The sequence below is a fragment of the Maricaulis sp. genome (assembly GCF_048270095.1).
Taxonomy (GTDB): Bacteria; Pseudomonadota; Alphaproteobacteria; order Caulobacterales; family Maricaulaceae; genus Maricaulis.
Genome location: NZ_JBLWTL010000014.1, coordinates 26,381 through 45,046 on the forward strand (window position 1 = coordinate 26,381; position 18,666 = coordinate 45,046).

The window sequence follows — 18,666 nt, forward strand, 5'->3', positions numbered from 1 at the left end:
GTCAGGCCTCCTTCTTCGTCGGTAAATCTGTGGTGGGTTCCTCGGCCAGCGGGAAAACCAGCCTGACAACGGCGCCCTGCCCGCTTTCCGGCAGGCCCAGTTCAAGCCGGCCCTTGTGGTCTTCCATGACGCGCTTGACGATCGCCAGGCCAAGCCCTGTGCCCTTTTCACGGGTCGTCATGTAAGGCTCGGTCAGACGTTCGCGATTGGCGGTCGGCCAACCCAGCCCGTTGTCGCAGACCTCGATGACCGCATACCCGTCTTCCTCGCGGAGCGAAACGCGGATCTGGCCGGGGGTATCATCGCCGACGCCACTTTCCATCCGGGCGATCACACTCTCGGCGGCATTCTTGAGGATATTTGCCAGCGCCTGGCTCGACAGCCGCGCGTCACACAAGGCGTGGATCGGGCGTTCGGGGCGTTTGAAACTGGTATCGACAGACGGTGTCGCGACGCGTTGCGCGAAGGTTGCCGCCTGGGTCAATTCACTCATCTCCACCGGCTCCACTTTCGGCTCCGGCATACGGGCGAAGGAGGAGAACTCGTCGACCATGCGCCCGATATCGCTCACCTGGCGGATGATCGTGTCGGTGCAGCGATCAAACGTCTCGACATCGGTGAGGATTTCCTTGCGGTACTTGCGCTTGATCCGTTCGGCAGAAAGCTGGATCGGCGTCAGCGGATTCTTGATTTCGTGGGCGATCCGCCGCGCAACCTCGCGCCAGGCGGCATTGCGCTGGGCGGTCACCAGACGGGTGACGTCGTCGAATGTGATGATCAAGCCGGCCTCTTCATCCATAGTCGCACGCGCGGAGAGATAGCGGACCTGTTCGTCGGCGGTTTTCAGATCGATCTGGGCCTCGGCGACATAGCCCGGCCGGCGGCGCGCCTGCGCCACAATCTCGCTGAGCTCCGGCGCGATATCATCGATCCGGGCCCCGACAAGATCATCCGTGCCGGGGCTGAGATGACCGACGGCCGACCGGTTGATCAGGCGAACACGGTTTTCGCCATCGACCCCGAGCACACCGGCGCTGACGCCGGCCAGCACGGCTTCGGTGAAGGCGCGTCTCTGCTCGGACTCGGCATGGGAGGCGATCAATTCGCGGCGTTGGCTGCGCAATTGCCGCGTCATCCGGTTGAAGGCACGGCCAAGGGCGGAAATCTCGTCATCCTCGCGGCCCATCTGGACCCGGGCATCGAGATCACCGCGGCGCACACGTTCCGCCGCAGCGACCAGTCTGGAAATGGGGGTAACGACGCGCGTCCCCGCCGATAGCGCCAGCCACAGCGAGCCGATCACGATCAGCGCCACCACTTCGGCATAGAGCAGGAAGAAGACGACGCGGGCCTCACCCTCATGCTCGCGTACGGTGCGCAGAGATTCACTGGCATCGAGGATGTCGCGCCACAGGCTCATATCCATCTCGCGCGAGACGTAGAGATAGGCGCCCTCATAGTTTTCCAGCCGGAACAGCATGCGCATCGCGTCAGCACTGCCTTCGATGCCCGCACGTGTGGCGAATAGGGGCCCCGTGGTGCCGACGCCGCCCTCCTCGGCTCGCTCATACAAATCCGGCGTTGGCGGGATATACACTTCGTTCGGCCGGAATTCGGCCTCGGCCATACGGGCGCCTCGGGCATCCACGATATAGGCAGCGGCCAATTGGGCCCGCGCCACATAGCTGGCGAAAATCGTATTGTACTGGATCCGGCTCGAGGTGAAGAGCGTCGCCGCCTCCTCATTATCGATCGCGCTGACCAGCGCGGTCAGCCGCGAACGCGTGACATTGGCTTCCTGGTAATAGACGTCCTGGGCGGTGCGAGAGGCGGTATCGACAAAGCTGCTGACCTGCTCTCCAAACCAGTATTCCACGCCGCGCGTCAGGATCAGTCCCAGGAACATGGCCGCGAAAATCGCCGGCGCGGTCGCGGCCAGGGAAAACAGGCCTACAAAGCGCAAGTGCAGGCGCGGTGCCGGTTCGCCGAAACGCCGGCCCCGCATCCGCCGGCGCAAGCGGATGAAGACCACCGAAGCGAGGGCGAACAGAAGCAGGCAATTGCCGACGAGGATGGCCAGGGTCAGCCGATCACCGGGCTCCAGCACTGCGCCATCGCCAAGAATCGCAATCGCGGTCAGCACCACCACGGTCAATGACAGCAGAAAGCCAATGCCGAACAGCGCAGCAGAGCGGGGCGATACGTTTGTGATCAGTGGTCCGGACGGCAATTTCTTCAACCGTATCTTCCTTGGCAAACCGGAGCATCATTGCCCGCATGTTGCATCAAATCAACACCCGTGCCGCAGCGGCCACAAGCCTCAGGATTTCTCGCTCAACTCGGTCAGGCGCCGGGCCAGGGTATTGCGATTGACGCCCAGCAATTCAGCGGCCTTCGAGCGATTTCCGTCAGAGCGCGCCAGCGCCTGCTCCAGCAAGGCCCGGTCCAGTGCATCGCTCGCCAGTTGACGCGCATCGGCCGCGCCCAGTGCCGCACTCGCCAGGCGCGATGCGTGCGCTTCCAGCTCGTCCTTTTGATCGGACCTGTCATGCATCATGGCGCGCGCGACATCGTCAGGCCCGGCCAGCCGCCCCCGGGTGGCGAGGGACAGCCGCGACAGCACGGCTCGCAATTCCACGACATTGCCTGGCCAGTCGGCCTTGTCGATCACCGCTCGCGCCGGCGGCGATAATTGCAGGGCCATCTGATTGTCACGCAAGGCAAATTCACTCAGAAAGGCGTCGCACAATACCGGGATATCGCTGAGACGGTCGCGAAGTGGTGGCAAACTCACCACGCATTCGGACAAGCGGCCAAGCAGACGGCTGTCGAGCGGAGCGCTACCGGGTGTCGACAGCGTCGCGATCACACGACCAGTGCCCGCATCAAGCGCATCACGTGCGGCGCGCTGCTGCTGCGGCGACCACTCATCCAGCCGCAGCCAGAGCAATTGTGCAGCCGCCGTCGTGGATTTGAAAATTTCCTCGGTGCGATGGGACGGCGTGATCAGGACGACTTCATCGGGCACCACGCCACGCGCCCGCAAGAGCGCATTGGCAGCCTGCCGCTTGCCGGTTCCGGCCTCTCCGCTGATCATCACATGCGCGCCACTCGTCGCGGCGCGGCCGATGGCCTTGAAGGTGGCTTGCATCGCTGCAGACTGACCGATCAGGCCGCTCGGCTCCGCCAGCTTGCCTTCGGGCTGACGCCGGCGGCTCTCACCAAGCGCCGCGGCAATCGTGGTCAGCATCAGATCCAGATCAAAGGGTTTGGGGAGATATTCGAACACACCGCCCTTTTCGGCGCTGATCGCGGTACTCGCCGTGGTCTGGGCGCTCATCACGATAACCGGGAGATCGACACGCAGCCGCTTCACCATGCCCAGGCTTTCCAGGAAGCTGGTGCCGTCGAGCAGGACGTCGGCCAGCAGGAGGTCGCCCTCACCCGCACGGATCCAGTTAAGGGCGGCGTCGATCGAGGCGGTGGCCCGGACCTGATAACCGGCCGAGCTGAGGGCGCGTGACAGGATAAGTTTGAGGCTTTCATCATCTTCGAGCAACAGGATGCGGGCACTCATTTCAACGCTCCCCTGGAGATTGGTAGTCGCAAGTTGAAGACGGTGCGGCCGGGCGCGCTGTCATAATCGAGTTGCCCGTCATGCAAGGCCGTGATGCGGGCACAGAAGGCCAGGCCCAAACCCTCGCCAGCCGGTTTGGTGGTGACGAAAGGTGTAAAAATACCGGTCCCGAGCGAGGCCGGAATCCCGCCGCCATTATCCGTCACCGACAGCAAAAGCGGTGCGGCGACATCGCCATTGCGGCTGCGCGGCCCGGTGTCGAACCGGGTGGTGATTGTGATCTTTGGCTCGCCGCGGCCGGCGACCGCATCCAGGGCATTCTGCAGCAGATTGACCACGGTCTGATGCAGCAGATCGGCATCACCCCAGGCATCGGGCAAGGATGGGTCAAAGCGCTCCTCGATCATCCCGGCAGCGGCCGGATTGGCCCGCACCAAGCTCTCAATCGCCGTAAGGGCCAGGCGATTGGGATTGACCGGTGACAGGGCGCCCAGCTGGATATCACCAACCCCGCTCCAATGGTCGGCCAGACGGGTGATCCGGTCGACATCCTGGATGATGATGCGGGCCAGCTCCCCCGCGGCATCCAGATCCGTTTCGCGCTCGATCAGCTGAGCGGCGCCGCGCACACTAGCCAGCGGGTTCTTCAACTCATGCGCCAGCATACGGCCAAAGCCGAGCGCAGCGGCCTGCGAAGCGCGTGGCCCGGTCTCGCAATGCGGCAATATCGAAACGGTCACGGTTTCAAGTTCTTCGGACCAGCACGCGTGCAGATCGCTGACCCCGTTTGCGCCAAGCGCCTCGCCCAATGCAACGACTGTGCGCCGGCCGGCTGCGGCCTGTTCGACGCAATCAAGCAAGCGCCCACTGCCTGGGAAGACCAGACGCAGGTCGGCGCGCTGCAGGGTGCGAAGCGAGAGACCAAAGCATTCCTGTGCCTGCTGGTTGGCCCAGCTCAGCCGCGGCTCGGCGGTGAAGACGATAATCGGGATGGCGGCCTGTTCCGCCGCGCCGAGCGCCCAGTCCGCCGCGCTGCGCGCCGGGCCTGTCATGCCGCGATCCGGCGGCCAGGTTCATGTTCCAGCAGGCGATGAAGCGCGTCGCGGATGGCGGCCGGCTCCCTGGATCGGCACAGCACGTCGCGGATGGCTGTCAGGCCCTCCGGGGCCATATGGCCGCCATCGAACGCGAGGAAGGATGCGAAATGCTTGCGCATCATGCGCACGCCCAGGGCTTCGCCGTAGAATTCATACGCTTCGGAAGCCTGTTCCATCAGCGCCTCCACCTTGGCCGCCCAGGCTGTGACCGGCATGGTGCCGGTGAGCAGGCCCGCACCGATCTCGCCCACCAGCCAGGGCCGCCCCTGCGCCGCGCGTCCGACCATCACACCATCGGCGCCCGACAGGGTGAGCGCCTCGCTGGCTTGCGCCAGGGTCGCGATATCGCCATTGACCAGCAGCGGAACCTTCACCGCCTCGCGCACGGCGCGCACCGCATTCCAGTCGGCCGTGCCCGTATAAAATTGCTGCCGTGTGCGGCCATGCACGGTGATCAGGGCAATGCCGGCATCGACGGCCCGTCGCGCCAGTTCCGGTGCATTGAGGCAATCATGATCCCAGCCGAGGCGCATTTTCAGGGTCACGGGAATACTCACCGCTGCCAGCGTCGCCTCGATCAGGGTCATGGCATGGTCGAGATCGCGCATCAGGGCCGAACCGGACAAGCCCTTGGTCACCTGGCGCGCCGGACAGCCCATATTGATATCAACCACATCAGCCCCGGCAGCCTCGGCAATGCGCGCGCCCTCGGCCATCCATTCAGCCTGGCGTCCGGCGAGTTGAATCACCCGCGGTGCGAGGCTGGCATCAGCGGCGGCCTTGCGCACCATATCAAGCCGGCCACGCGCCAGGGCATCGCTGGCGACCATTTCGGACACCACCATGCCCGCGCCAAAGCGCTGTGCCTGACGACGAAACGGCAGATCGGTCACACCGGACATGGGTGCCAGAACCGCCGGAATCGCGATTTCATGGGGGCCGATGAAAAAACTCATGCGTCTGGACAATTCAACCGGTTGCAGCGTAAGCCGGGCAAGCTAGCGATCTTGCTGCGCTGCGGCAATGGACGAGGCCTGCATATGAAAATCGGTGCCATTATTGTTGCTGCCGGGCGCGGCACCCGGGCGGGCGGGGGAATCCCCAAACAATACCGCGAAATCGGCGGACGCCCGGTGCTGGCGCGAACGTTGGATGCTTTCCTGAGCCATGCGGTGACCGGCCCGGTGATTGTCGTGATCGGGGAGGCGGACAGGGAACGATTTGAAGACCTTGCCCTGCTCCTGCCCGGCGCCGTCGAAGCCGTCACCGGCGGTAAAACGCGCACCGCCTCCGTGCGCGCCGGTTTGCAGGTGCTGGAAACACACGCGCCCGATGCGGTGATGATCCATGATGCCGCACGGCCCTTTGTCAGCGCCGGGTTGATCAGCCGCATCGCTGAAGCATTGGCAGCCCACGGCGCCGTGATCCCGGTTATCGCCAGTATTGATGCGATGATTGAGCGCGATGGGGATGGCCGCATGACCGCCGCGGTCGACCGCAATCAGTATGCTGGCGCACAGACGCCGCAGGCCTTTCACTACCGCCCGCTGATGAACGCCTATCGCGCACTGGGCGAGACCGCCCTGCCCGATGACGCCGCCGTCGCGCTGTCCGCAGGACTGCCCGTGCAGACGATCGCCGGCGAGACCGGGAATTTCAAACTGACGACTCCAGAGGATTTTGCGCGAGCCGAAGCGATGCTGAATACGAATACTGCGATCACCGTCACCGGCCAGGGCTTCGATGTTCACCGCCTTGAAGCGGCCAACGCCCTGATGCTGTGCGGCATCGAGATCCGGGACGGGCTCGGCCTGGTCGGCCATTCTGACGCCGATGTCGGCCTGCACGCCCTGACCGATGCGATTCTCGGCGCCGCTTGTGAAGGCGATATCGGCCAGCATTTCAGCCCAAACGATGCGCGCTGGAAAGGTGCTGCCTCGCACCAGTTCGTCACCCATGCGGTTGAATTATTGCGCCGCGCCGGCGGCACGCTTTTGCACGCGGATATCACCCTGATTGGCGAACGCCCAAAAATTGGCCCGCACCGTGATGCGATGCGGCAGCGAGTGGCGCAGCTGCTGGGTCTTGATCTCAAGCGGGTCAATATCAAGGCGACGACGACCGAGCGCCTCGGCTTTACCGGCCGCGGTGAGGGTCTGGCCGCACAGGCCGTCGTGACAGCAAGGATGATCTGATGTTTCCCGGACAACTGACGCAAAAGGCTGAATCAGTCATCGATCATGCCCGCACGGCCGGGATCATGATCGCGACAGCGGAAAGCTGTACGGGCGGACTGGTTGCCGGCCTGCTGACCAGTCTGGCCGGCGCCTCCGACGTATTCGAGCGCGGCTTTGTCACCTATAGCAATGAGGCCAAGACCGAATTGCTCGGCATCCCAACCGCGATCATCGCGGCGCAGGGTGCTGTCTCGGCGGAAATCGCTCGGCGGATGGCGACGCAATGCCTGCTCAAGTCCAATGCCGATATCGCGGTTTCGATCACCGGCGTCGCCGGCCCGGGCGGCTCGGCGCACAAACCGGCCGGCCTGGTCTATTTCGGGCTCGCCGTACGCGATCATCCGGTTCGCGTCCTGTGCCAGCGATTTGGCGATCGCGGCCGCAACACGGTGCGGCTCGCCGCCGTTGAAACCGCCCTGGCGCTATTTGAGCAAGGCGTCGATCTCATCGCTCAGATCGAGCCCGGCATCGCCGACTGAAGCGAAGCGCCGCTCGGCCTCATCGGAAAAGCGCTTGATCAGGATATGGGCGGCGCGCTCGCGCTGGCTGTCGAGCAGCATTTGCAGGACGACATTCCTGAACGCCGCCTTGATATGGAATTTCACCAGCGTAGAGCCATCCGACAGGGGATAGAATCGCCAGCTATTCTCCAGCACGCGGAAGGGACCGGCGACAAAACCGACATCAATGGTGCGGGCGTGGGCATCGGCCCTCACCGCGCTGGTGAAGCGTTCGGTGACGAATTTATAGCGGATCCGCGCCTCGGCGGTCAGCTGGGTGACGGCGCCGTCCCGGTTCTCCTTCAACACCCGCATGGCGGTGATCTGGTGGATGAATTCGGGATAGCGCCGGACATCCGAGACAAGCTCGAACAAATCGCCGGGGTCATGAAACAGGCGCAAGGTCTCGGTCAGCGAGACAGTCACCCGCGGCCCAGCGACGCTTCCCGCGCGGCGCGCAAACGGGCAAAATCCTCGCCTGCATGATGGCTCGAACGCGTCAATGGCGTCGCGGAGACCATCAGGAAACCCTTGGCCCGCGCAATCGTCTCATACGCCTTGAATTCTTCCGGCGTGACGAAACGCTCCACCGCCGCATGCTTGCGCGTCGGCTGCAGATATTGACCGATGGTGAGAAAATCGATGCCGGCGGAGCGCATATCGTCCATCACCTGCATCACTTCCTCCTTGCCCTCCCCGAGCCCGACCATGATGCCGGATTTGGTGAATTGCTCCGGATCGCGATCCTTCACGCGTTCCAGCAATCGCAGGGAATGGAAATAGCGCGCGCCGGGACGGATCGACAGGTAGAGGCGCGGCACGGTCTCCAGATTATGGTTGAAGACGTCCGGCCTGGCATCAATCACGGCTTCAGCCGCACCGGGCTTGCGCAGGAAATCCGGGGTCAGGATCTCGATCGTCGTGCCGGGCGCTGTGGCGCGAATTGCCTCGATCACATCGACAAAATGCTGCGCGCCGCCATCGGCCAGGTCATCGCGATCGACCGAAGTGATGACGACATGCTTCAACCCCATCTTGGCGACAGCTTCTGCGACGCGGCGCGGTTCATCGGCATCGACAGGACCCGGCAGGCCAGTCTTCACATTGCAAAAGGAGCAGGCGCGGGTGCAGGTATCGCCGAGGATCATGAAGGTCGCGTGCTTTTGCTCCCAACACTCACCGATATTCGGGCAACCGGCTTCCTGACACACCGTGACGAGCTCACCTTCGGTGACAATTTTCTGTGTCTCGGCAAACACCTTGCCCAATGGCGCCCGGACGCGGATCCAGTCCGGCTTTCGCAGAACCGGTGTATCGGCGCGCTTTTGCTTTTCCGGATGCCGCGCCGCACGCGCCTCGGTCGCGTTGGAGGACGCGGTGGACGGGGCGCCGGCAGGCGCGGTGTTGTCGATCAGATTGGCCATGCCCGCCATGTAAGCCGGAGCGTCGAAGTGATCAAGCCGAGCCTGCCGTTTGTCGGGCCCCGGCCCGCCCCGGATCGGCACTGTCCGCGGACCGTCGTCGCTCCCGGTGCAGGCTCAAGGTTAACGAAATCCCAATTCAAGTTGTCAACTCAAAGGCTTGAGCCCAGATTTCGACATCTTGCTTACCGGGTATTCATCATTCGGTGCGACATTGCGTCATGCTTGATACCAAGACCCTCTCCACGGCTCTGATCCTGATCCTGATTATCGGGAGTGGGTTGCATCTCGTGAACTGGCGCATGCATCGCGACAATCCCGGTGCGAAGTGGTGGGCTCTCGGGCTTTGTGTCCAGACCTGCGGTGCGATTGCCACAGCGATCGCCAATGCCAGCGGCGCCCCCTTGATGCCACTTTTGATGCTTTTCAATAGCCTCGCCCTCGGCGGCTTGGTGATGCTGGTCTATGGCACAGCCTGTTTTTCCGGCCACGCCCTGCCACGCGGCATCTATGCCGCACTCGGTGTCATCATCGTGGCGGGGATCGGCTGGGCCACCTTGATCGAACCGTCGGCAACGGCGCGCTTGGGCGTGTTTGGCCTTGTTCAGTTGATCAGCAATAGTCTGATCCTGTCGCGGCTGGGCTATATCGCACGCCGCGACGGGGCGATGGGCGTGGTCGTCCTGGCAGCCTCGGTCGTCAGCCTGTTTGTCTTGATGGGCAGCCTGATCACCTGGCAGCTCGTCTCCCAGCCGGAAATTGCGGGCTTGTACGCCAATAGCGATGTGCTTGTGCTGGCACTCCTGACGCTGATTGCCTGCAAGACCACCATGATATTCGGCTATCTCCTCCTCAGTTCCGGCTATTCGCAGGCGCGCCTGGAGCAATTGGCACTGAGCGACCCCCTCACCAACCTGCCCAATCGGCGGGCATTCGAGCGCACGGTCACCCAGCGCCTGGCATCGGTACGCAAGACGGACCGGCTGATCGCCCTTGCCATTTTCGATGTCGATCACTTCAAGCAAATCAATGACACTCACGGCCATGACGCTGGTGACGCTGTGCTGCGCCATCTCGCTCATGTCGCCACCCTCGCCATCCGGCCGCAGGATTTTCTCGCGCGCGTGGGCGGTGAGGAATTTGCCGCTATTTTCGATGTCGAGGATGCCGCCGAACTGGTGAGTGCCACCAACCGGTTACGGCTGGCAATCGAGGTCAATCATGCCCGGGTCAATGAGGCCGAAATTGCGGTGACCGTCTCGGTCGGCGCCGTGCTGGCCCGTTCAGGAGCCGGTCTCGACTTCAGCAGTCTCTATCGGGCTGCCGACCAGGCGCTCTACAGCGCCAAGGGCACGGGACGCAATCGAGTCGTGGTCGGCGAAGCGGAACCGGTAGCACTCGCGGCCTGACCGGCATTCGCACAGGATTAACGCTATTCTCAAAAACTGCGGCATTCAGTGTACCCCAACCGGCGCAGTCTACGCGATATTCACGATCCCGGCGCGATACTGGCCGTATGCTTGATACGATGTCCCTCGCTACAGCCCTCATCCTGATCCTGGTGATCGGGTGCGCGCTCCATGTCGTCAACTGGCGCATCCACCGCGACAGTGCCGGCGTTAAATGGTGGGCGCTGGGTTTGATCGTCCATACCACGGGACTGACGCTGTCCTTCTGGGAAAACAGTCTGGCGATCCATGTTCCGTTCTGGATCGTGGCAATCGGCACGGTATCGTTGTCGGGCAGCCTGATCCTGGTCTATGGCACAGCCAAATTCGCCGAACGCCCCCTACCGCCCGGCTTCTACATCGCGCTGGGCGGCTTCGCGGTGGGCGGGCTGAGCTGGTATGCCGTGATCGAGGATTCTGTGACCATGCGGGTCGTGATCTTCGCGGTGACCCTGCAACTCGCCAATCTATTGACCCTGACACGGCTCTATTTTATCGCCCGCCGGGACGGTCTGGCCAGCATTCTCGTGCTCGCATCATCGCTGGGCAGCACGATCGTGCTGATGTCGGGATTGATCGCCTGGCATTTGCTGACCCAGCCTGACGTCGGCAATTTCTATGATGCAACCCCGGTCATGCCGCTCGCCATGCTGGGCCTCATGGCATCGGAGTGCACGGCCATTTTTGGTTACCTCCTGCTCAGCGCCGGCCAGTCCCAGGCCCGGCTGGAACGGCTCGCACATCGCGACGCGCTCACGGATCTGCCCAATCGGCGCGCCTTCGAACAGGAAATCACCCAGCGGTTGAGATCAACGCGCAAGCATGACCAGCTCTTCGCATTGGCGATACTCGATGTCGATTACTTCAAGAAAATCAATGATACCCACGGCCATGATGCCGGCGATGCGGTGCTGCGGCATCTCGCCAGCATCGCCACTGATGCGGTTCGGCCCCATGATTTCCTGGCCCGTGTGGGCGGCGAGGAGTTTGCGGTGATTTTCGATGTCGAGGATGCGGCCGAACTGGTCATGGCCGCCAACCGGTTGCGGCTGGCGATCGAGATCCAGCAGACCCGTTTCAACGACCGTGAAATTGCGCTGACGGTGTCGGTCGGCTGTGTTCTCGCCAGACCAGGGCCACGACTCGATTTCGGCCAGCTTTATCGCGCCGCCGACCGCGCCCTCTACAAGGCCAAGACCACCGGCCGGAACCGGGTCGTGGTCGGTGAAGTCGAGGCGCTGGACCTCGCCGCCTAATCGGTCGGGAAGCGCACCCGGACCGGCTCGCGCCGGCCGGGGCCCTGCATGGCCGTCCTGACCACGCTATCAATGGTGATATTCGTCATCATCACCTGATCCTCGAAAGTGTCAGCGAGCAGATCATTATCAACCACATAGGCCGAGGTGTCGGCCGGGGCCGGCGCGGCAAAATAGATCCACAGCAATTCGCCATCCAGCTCGGCACCGACATAGACCGGCTCCAGCAGGCGGCCATCGCCCTCGCCGATCCGGAAATGCGTTTGCGCATAGAGACCCGCTGCTGCGATACCCTCAGCGGAGGCGTACCACGCCTCTTCGTCCACCACTTCGGTCCCGATCGCTTCGAGCAGGTCATGGCCATAGACGCGATGGCTGATCTGCAATTCACCCGTCATGGCAGAGATGACGACCTCCGTGACACCGGCATGCACCCGGTGCGCCGCCGCCGGAGCCGCCATCAGGCAGGCTCCGGCAATGACGCATGCAATGCTCCGGAGCAACGCGTGCATCGCTATTCCGGCCGCGCCCGGATCGAATCGCGCGTCACGCGTTGATCCTGGTCGGTCATCATGTTGGTGCCCGCCGGTGCTGTCGCGCGGTAGAGCTCAAGCCGGGTCGGCTCGATGCGGGGCGGGAAGTAATTGTCGGAACGATCGGCATCGGCCGTCTCCAGCAACGGATCGAGCTCGACGGAGACGACTTCGCGCGTCGTCAGATAGGTCCAGGTGACCTGACGCGGATCATAGCGCCAGACCTCGGCCGGGATGCGGACGATTTCGGTGCTACCATTGGCGAAGGTGAATTCCAGGATGATCGGCATCACGACGCCGCCCTGATTGGTGAAGTCGAGATAATAGATGCGTTCATTCCCGGCCAAAAGCTCGGCCTCCCAATCCTCCAGATCTGCGCGATAGCTCGCATAGGCCTCGCGCTGGCGCGCTGTGACCGTCTGGGCATCATTGGCGGAATAGAAGTCCACCACTTCCGGATTCTCGCTGGCATAGGTGGTCATGCCCGCTTCGCGATTGCGGCGCTGGGTGAGGCTCTCGGGCCGGGCTGTGATTTCGGCGCGTTCACGGGCGTTCTCAATGACGGGATCGCGCGTGTCGAGCGTGCCTTCGATCACCCGGTCGAGCGAGATGTCGACATGATCTGTGGAGTAGAACCAGCCGCGCCAGAACCAGTCGAGATCGACCCCGGAGACTTCCTCCATGGTGCGGAAGAAATCATACGGTGTCGGGCGTTTGAAGCGCCAGCGGCGGGCATAGGTGCGGAAGGCTTCGTCGAACAATTCGCGCCCGAGGATCGTCTCGCGCAGCACGACCAGGGCGGCGGCCGGCTTGCCATAGGCGTTGTCTCCGAGCGACATAACCGAATCCGACTGCGTCATGATCGGCATTTGCACCGATGACGCCATGTAATCGGCAATCAGGCGCGGATCACCCCGGCGTGACGGGAAGTCCACCTCCCACCGGCGTTCGGCCTGGAATTGCAGGAAGGTGTTGAGACCTTCATCCATCCAGGTCCACTGGCGCTCGTCGGAATTGACCGTCATCGGGAAATAGATGTGGCCGATCTCGTGGATGATGACGCCGATCAAACCGCGCTTCTGGACGCGCGAATAGGTCAGGTTTCCATCCTCATCGACGACCGGGCGCCCCGTGTACGAGCCGCCATTGAAGGTGATCATCGGGTATTCCATCCCGCCCTGGGGCCCGGCGATCGATTGCGCGACCGGATAGGGATAGGGGAAGGAAAAATCGGAATAGACCTCGAGCGTATGGGCCACGGTACGGGTCGACCAGGTCGACCAGAGTGGCTCGCTCTCATTGGGGTAAAACGACATCGCCATTACGGTGTCAGGCGCAACGCCCTCGCCTTCCTGGCTGACGCCCATAGCATCCCAGATGAATTTGCGCGAACCAGCCCAGGCAAAATCCCGGACATTCTCGGCGCGGAAGCGCCAGGTAGCTTCAGAGCGGGTGCCGCGGCGCTCATTGGCACGCGCCTCGGCCGGGGTCTGGATGAAGACCGGAGCGCTGGCGGTCAGGGCCTCTTCGAGCCGGTCGCGCTGGGCCTGGGTGAGCACGTCTTCGGGGTTCTGAAGCTCGCCGGTGGCGGCGACCAGGAAATCCTGAGGCACGGTGATGGCGACATCATAATCGCCGAATTCGAGCGTGAACTCGCCGCGTCCGAGGAAGGCCTTGGTATGCCAGCCTTCATAATCGGAGAAGGCCGCCGCGCGCGGGAACCATTGGGCGATCTGGAAGATACAATCGCCGCCGGTGGTTTCGGTTTCCTCGAAGCATTCCCACCCTGCGCGGCCACCCACGACGCTGGCCTCGATCAGGCGGTAATCCCATTCGATGTTCAGGATCACCGACTCCCCGGTTTCCAGCACATCATCGAGATCAACCCGCATCAACGTGTCGACAATGGTGAAGGGGACGGCATTGCCGTCGGTATCGGTCACCGAATGAATATTATAGCCATAGCCGTCCTGGGCGATCTGATGACGGCGGCGCAGTGCAGCAGCGCTCATACCGTCAGGCGTGGATCCACCGACCCGGCCGGCCGTGCGGTCACCACCGCCGGTCGTTTCGGTCATCACCGCGATCGAGTCGGGGCGGAACCGGTTCTGGTCGAGCTGGAACCAGAGGAAGTCCAGCGTATCGGGCGCATTATTGGTGTAGCTGATGGCCGCGGATCCGGTCAGAACCTTCTCGCGTTCATCGAGATGGATGCGGATATCGTAATCGACCTGTTGCTGCCAGTAATCGGGACCTGGTGCGCCGGTCGCGCGACGCTCGCGGGTCGGGGTGGGCCAGTCCTCGTCCTCAAGCTGACGAAAGGCGTCCTGCCAGTCATTGACGGTCTGGCGGATCGGCTGGGCAACTGCGACGTTCAACGTCGCAGCTGCCGCAGCCAAAGCGATCAGGTGAAGTGCGCGCATGATCTATCTCCTGGCCAATGGGGCCGATCTGTTCGGGATAGAGTTAGCGCGCCAGTTCGCTCAGGTCACCCCTCGCTGGCGGTTGCAGCGCCGGACGTGTCGGGCTCGGCTGTCCGGGCAGCGCCGCGATGGCTGCGGTGTCCGAGGGCCAGGATCCAGGCTCCCAGACCGACGCAAAGCAGCAGGACACCGATGGTCGCGCCCAGCCCCGGCACGACGCCGAGGGCGAAAATCACCGCCATTACCAGCAGGAGCGAGAGTGCGCGCATTCCCAGGCCCAGCTCACCGGACTTCCGGTTGAAGACCATGTCGCCAACCGCAACACCGCCAAAGGCGAAGGCGAGGAAAAGAACGGGGAAATACAACAGCCAAAGCAACGGGATCAACAAGGCGCCGACTATCGTGAGTGCGAGCAGGATGGTGATCATCACAAACACCACCGGCGACATGGCCAGGCTGATGAAGCCGATCACACCGGAACTCAGCGGCCGGCGTCGAAAGGCCGCAGCCACGGCAGAGACACCGCGCGGCGCAATCAGGACGGCGATGATGCCGAGCAGGAAGGCGCTGCCCGCAAAAGCCCCGCCCACGAAGCGGAATGGGGCACCGATCACGCCCCAGGGACCATCGAAATCAATATCGATATCATCCCAGTGCTTGGCGCCGAAATTGAACATTTCGTACTCATAATCGACTGAGTCGATCACAGCACCGTCGGCGATGCTGGCCTCGACAGGGCTGCGGACGGTCAGCAAGCCCGCGATGCGTGCGGTGGACAGGATGGTGACCTCTTCGGCCCTCACATCAACATCACCGTCGAACACACCGGCAAGGGAAACGTGACCGCCCTCGATGTCCGTATCGCCATGTGCGGTGCCGAGAAACTCCACCGAACCCGCAACGACACGGCTGTCACCGGCGATAACGGTCCCGGATTCGATGATAACCTCGCCGCCCGCCGCGCGCAGATCACCACCGACATTTGCGGCGATCCGGACACTGCCTCCCGCCGCATTGAGCTCTCCGCCCGTTTCGCCAGCGATATTGACATCACCCCCGGCAGCGTTCAGCTCGCCGCCGATCCGCGCCACGATATTGACGTCTCCGCCGGCGATTTCGACGCTGCCATCGACAACACCGCTCAGGTCGATATCGCCACCGAAGAACTCGACATCACCATGAACGTCGGCATCGATCCGGCCGTCGCCGGCGACTGCGAAGATATCGCCATCAATTTCGCCACGAATATTGAGCTCACCGCCCAGGAAGTGGATATCGTCGCCGCTGCCATTGATATTGACCTCGCCGCCAATCACCTGGGCAGTGCCCGCCGAAGCCAATGCGACACAGGCCAGCCCCGCGGCCATTATCTGCTTAAATCTGTACATCACGACTCTCCCAGCGCCCCCCGGCGGTCAGATGGATGATAAATGGGTCGAGCCTGGCTCGACCCGCTTCGGTTCAATTTCAGTCAAAGACAGAATCAACGTCCTTGCAATCACGGCCATTGCGCGGGACGAAAACGAGGTCGTCCACCTGCGCACCGGCCTGGATTTCCGGTTCGGCCTCTGCCCAGACGCGCAAGGTGCCATTGATGCGCGCTGTCGACGTCACGGTCACGGACCGGGCACAGACATCACCGCCATTCTGGATCAGGCCGGTGAGTTCGACCTCGCCATCGGTGGCGTCATAGTCACGTCGCCGCCGGATTTCGCCGACCGAGACCACGCGCAGCTCGCCGGCAACACTGCCGCCGAGATGCACCCGATTGCCGTTGGCATTCAAACCATCACTGAAGTTGGCCGTCGAGGTCAGGCTCGCAGCGGCAATCGAGGCCGGCCCGCCGATCTCGCCACTGACATCAAGCGATCCTGACGCCAGGCTGAGTTCGCCATCGACATCCGCATTCCAGTCGATATCGCCACCGGCGATCGAGGCTTCACCGCCCACATGGCCACTATAATCGATATCGCCGCCGGCAATCGACACATCACCGTCTACGTTGAGCTGGTCGGCATCAACATCGCCGGCGACCAGGCTGAGATCGCCGCCCAGGCGGCCGCGCAGATTGATGTTGCCACCGATGCGGCTGTAATCACCGTCACGGTTGAGGACGACATAGCCATCCTGCGTGCGCTCACTATGGAGCCGCTTCGCCTCGCCACCGCCATGGCCATCGTCAACAACGATGACGCAACCCGCGGTCGCCATTGCCGCGGCGAGTGCCGCGCTCATTGCCAGTGCCTTGCGCATTCCGGTCTCCAAATCTGTTACCCTGTCTGCTGACAGCGGTGAATTTCACGCTCCCCAACGTTGGCTCTGACCATACATTATCGAAAAACGATATCAAGTAGATTTTTTGTTTATCGATAAATTTTTTCTGTATTTCAACAAATCGAACCGCTCCCCACCGGAGGCCATGACGCCAAAGCCCTTCCCTCTCGCGCCCGGACAGGTAAGATCGTCCACAATAATTAGCGCCGCGACAAAGCGGCGCGCCCGGGAGGACATGTATGGCTGACACATCAGCTGCCAGTGCCGTCGAGCTTCAGCCGACGGATATTTCGGCGGACACCCATTTTTACGGCGCGCATTTCGATCTGCGCCGGATTCGGAAGTCGGTCTTCTCGGCGCTGATACAGGCGCGCGGGCGATTCGGCGGCAAGCGAATCGCGGCCATCGACGCCGATGGCCGGGAGCTGAGCTATAACGACATCATCAAGGCCGCCTTCGCGCTGGGGCACGCGCTCAAACAAGGCACGGAGCCGGGCGAAGCAGTCGGAATCCTGTTGCCGACCGGCGTCGGCTCGATCATCTCCTTCTATGCGATCTCGGCCTATGGCCGCATCCCGGCCATGCTCAACTTCACGGCCGGCGAACGGGCGCTGAAGGCGGCGTGTCAGGCCTGCAAGTGCAAGCGCATTGTCACGGCCCACCGCTTTATCGAACTGGGTGAATTGCAGGCGCTCGAGGCAAGTCTCGCCGAAGATCACGAGATGATCTATCTTGAAGATGTCCGCGAAAATCTCAATTTGAGCGACAAGATCGCCGCCGGTATCGGAATGGTCCTTCCCTGGGCCGTTCAGGCACATCCCTCCCCGGATGCAGCCGGCGTCTATCTCTTCACTTCCGGTACTGAAGGCGATCCCAAGGGCGTTGTGCTCAGTCATGCCAATCTGCTCGCCAATGTCGAACAGGTCCGCGATCACGTCAAAATCCTGCCGACTGACAAGGTCTTCAACCCGCTGCCGACCTTCCATTGCTTCGGGCTGACCGGCGGCGTTCTGGTGCCGCTCGGGCTGGGCGTACCGACCATCTGTCACCCGACACCCCTGCAGGCGAAGACCATCGTCAAACGCATCGCCGACACCGGTTCGACCATCCTGTTCGCCACTGACACCTTCATCAATCAATATGCGCGGGCGGCGACCAATGGCGAGCTCAACTCGCTACGTTTTGCGGTTTGTGGCGCCGAGCGGGTCAAGGATGAGACACGCGCGACCCTGCGGCGCAAATTCAACGTCCAGATCGTCGAAGGCTACGGGCTGACCGAGGCCTCGCCGGTGCTGGCGGTCAACCAGCCCCAGGATAATCGTCCCGGCACTGTCGGCCAGCTCATGGGCGGATGCGAGGCGAAGCTGATCCGGGTGGAGGGCATTACAGAGGGCGGACAATTGCATATCCGCGGGCCCAATATCATGAAGGGCTATATCCGTCCGAGCGCGCCGCTCGTGCTGGAGCCACCGGTCGATGGCTGGCATGATACCGGTGACATCGTGACCGTCGATGACGGCGGCTATCTGCGGATTCGGGGCCGTGTGAAGCGTTTCGCCAAGCTGGGCGGGGAAATGGTCTCACTGGCGGTGGTGGAAAATTGCGCCACCTCACTCTGGCCCGACTGCATGCACGCCGCCGCGGCCCTGCCCGACAAGCGCAAGGGCGAACAGATCATTCTGTTGACGGAATACGCCAAGGCGGACCGCGCCGACCTGATCGCCTTCGCGCGCAATCACGGCATTAATGAGCTGTCGATCCCGCGCAAGATTATCCATGTCGACGCCATCCCGGTATTGGGAACCGGCAAGACCGATTATGGCAGGGTCCAGCGCATGGTGGTTGAGCTGATGGGCGAGACCGAAGCGCCGGCTGACACAGCAGAAACGGTCGCATAGAG

At 62.7% G+C, this 18,666-nt stretch carries 15 protein-coding genes; 5 read left to right on the forward strand and 10 right to left on the reverse strand.

The features are described from left to right. Window position 1: 1 nt before the first annotated feature. The 4 genes from ACN0YJ_RS09305 to dusB all read right to left on the reverse strand — a co-directional run bounded on the left by ACN0YJ_RS09305 (window position 2) and on the right by dusB (window position 5,630). The gene (locus ACN0YJ_RS09305) at window positions 2-2,239 is read right to left on the reverse strand and encodes an ATP-binding protein (protein ID WP_417496026.1); all 2,238 of its coding nucleotides are present in this window, start codon (window positions 2,237-2,239) and stop codon (window positions 2-4) included. Between the two features lie 81 nt (window positions 2,240-2,320). Further along, a complete protein-coding gene (locus tag ACN0YJ_RS09310; RefSeq protein ID WP_417496027.1) occupies window positions 2,321-3,577 on the reverse strand; it encodes a sigma-54-dependent transcriptional regulator in 1,257 nt (418 codons plus the stop codon). Further along, entirely contained in the window at window positions 3,574-4,629 is a 1,056-nt protein-coding gene (locus ACN0YJ_RS09315) for a two-component system sensor histidine kinase NtrB (RefSeq protein ID WP_417496028.1), read from the reverse strand. The genes ACN0YJ_RS09310 and ACN0YJ_RS09315 overlap by 4 nt, the downstream gene beginning before the upstream one ends. Beyond that, window positions 4,626-5,630: a tRNA dihydrouridine synthase DusB gene (gene dusB / locus ACN0YJ_RS09320; RefSeq protein WP_417496029.1), complete on the reverse strand. Its 1,005-nt coding sequence runs from the start codon at window positions 5,628-5,630 to the stop codon at window positions 4,626-4,628. The genes ACN0YJ_RS09315 and dusB overlap by 4 nt, the downstream gene beginning before the upstream one ends. Window positions 5,631-5,714: 84 nt before the next feature. Here dusB and ACN0YJ_RS09325 point away from each other — a divergent pair, with 84 nt between their 5' ends. Both ACN0YJ_RS09325 and ACN0YJ_RS09330 read left to right on the forward strand, forming a co-directional pair. After that, window positions 5,715-6,869, forward strand: a complete 1,155-nt coding sequence (locus ACN0YJ_RS09325; RefSeq protein ID WP_417496030.1) for a bifunctional 2-C-methyl-D-erythritol 4-phosphate cytidylyltransferase/2-C-methyl-D-erythritol 2,4-cyclodiphosphate synthase — start codon at window positions 5,715-5,717, stop codon at window positions 6,867-6,869. Continuing rightward, window positions 6,866-7,390, forward strand: coding sequence for a CinA family protein (locus ACN0YJ_RS09330; protein WP_417496056.1), 525 nt, complete (start codon window positions 6,866-6,868; stop codon window positions 7,388-7,390). The genes ACN0YJ_RS09325 and ACN0YJ_RS09330 overlap by 4 nt, the downstream gene beginning before the upstream one ends. Here the strand turns inward: ACN0YJ_RS09330 and ACN0YJ_RS09335 are convergent. Both ACN0YJ_RS09335 and lipA read right to left on the reverse strand, forming a co-directional pair. After that, on the reverse strand, window positions 7,334-7,837 hold the full coding sequence (locus ACN0YJ_RS09335) for a type II toxin-antitoxin system RatA family toxin (RefSeq protein WP_417496031.1): 504 nt from the start codon (window positions 7,835-7,837) through the stop codon (window positions 7,334-7,336). The two genes, ACN0YJ_RS09330 and ACN0YJ_RS09335, sit on opposite strands and share 57 nt — an antisense overlap. Beyond that, the gene (gene lipA / locus ACN0YJ_RS09340; protein ID WP_417476087.1) at window positions 7,834-8,835 is read right to left on the reverse strand and encodes a lipoyl synthase; all 1,002 of its coding nucleotides are present in this window, start codon (window positions 8,833-8,835) and stop codon (window positions 7,834-7,836) included. Before lipA ends, ACN0YJ_RS09335 begins: the two co-directional genes overlap by 4 nt. Before the next feature lie 218 nt (window positions 8,836-9,053). On the opposite strand from lipA, the gene ACN0YJ_RS09345 reads away from it, so the two are divergent. Then, the gene (locus ACN0YJ_RS09345; protein ID WP_417476085.1) at window positions 9,054-10,241 is read left to right on the forward strand and encodes a GGDEF domain-containing protein; all 1,188 of its coding nucleotides are present in this window, start codon (window positions 9,054-9,056) and stop codon (window positions 10,239-10,241) included. A 107-nt stretch (window positions 10,242-10,348) separates the two neighbouring features. Beyond that, complete coding sequence (locus tag ACN0YJ_RS09350; RefSeq protein WP_417496032.1) at window positions 10,349-11,536, forward strand: diguanylate cyclase; 1,188 nt, start codon at window positions 10,349-10,351, stop codon at window positions 11,534-11,536. Here ACN0YJ_RS09350 and ACN0YJ_RS09355 read toward each other — a convergent pair. The 4 genes from ACN0YJ_RS09355 to ACN0YJ_RS09370 all read right to left on the reverse strand — a co-directional run bounded on the left by ACN0YJ_RS09355 (window position 11,533) and on the right by ACN0YJ_RS09370 (window position 16,745). Further along, a complete protein-coding gene (locus ACN0YJ_RS09355) occupies window positions 11,533-11,997 on the reverse strand; it encodes a DUF6702 family protein (RefSeq protein ID WP_417496033.1) in 465 nt (154 codons plus the stop codon). The genes ACN0YJ_RS09350 and ACN0YJ_RS09355 overlap by 4 nt on opposite strands. A gap of 53 nt (window positions 11,998-12,050) precedes the next feature. Then, a complete protein-coding gene (locus ACN0YJ_RS09360) occupies window positions 12,051-14,492 on the reverse strand; it encodes a M1 family metallopeptidase (protein ID WP_417496034.1) in 2,442 nt (813 codons plus the stop codon). A gap of 65 nt (window positions 14,493-14,557) precedes the next feature. After that, window positions 14,558-15,880: a hypothetical protein gene (locus ACN0YJ_RS09365; RefSeq protein ID WP_417496035.1), complete on the reverse strand. Its 1,323-nt coding sequence runs from the start codon at window positions 15,878-15,880 to the stop codon at window positions 14,558-14,560. Window positions 15,881-15,959: 79 nt separating this feature from the next. Next, window positions 15,960-16,745 (reverse strand): hypothetical protein, encoded by a 786-nt coding sequence (locus ACN0YJ_RS09370; protein ID WP_417476075.1) that lies wholly within the window; start codon window positions 16,743-16,745, stop codon window positions 15,960-15,962. A 260-nt stretch (window positions 16,746-17,005) separates the two neighbouring features. On the opposite strand from ACN0YJ_RS09370, the gene ACN0YJ_RS09375 reads away from it, so the two are divergent. Beyond that, a complete protein-coding gene (locus tag ACN0YJ_RS09375; protein ID WP_417476074.1) occupies window positions 17,006-18,664 on the forward strand; it encodes an AMP-binding protein in 1,659 nt (552 codons plus the stop codon). The last annotated feature ends 2 nt before the right edge of the window (window positions 18,665-18,666 follow it).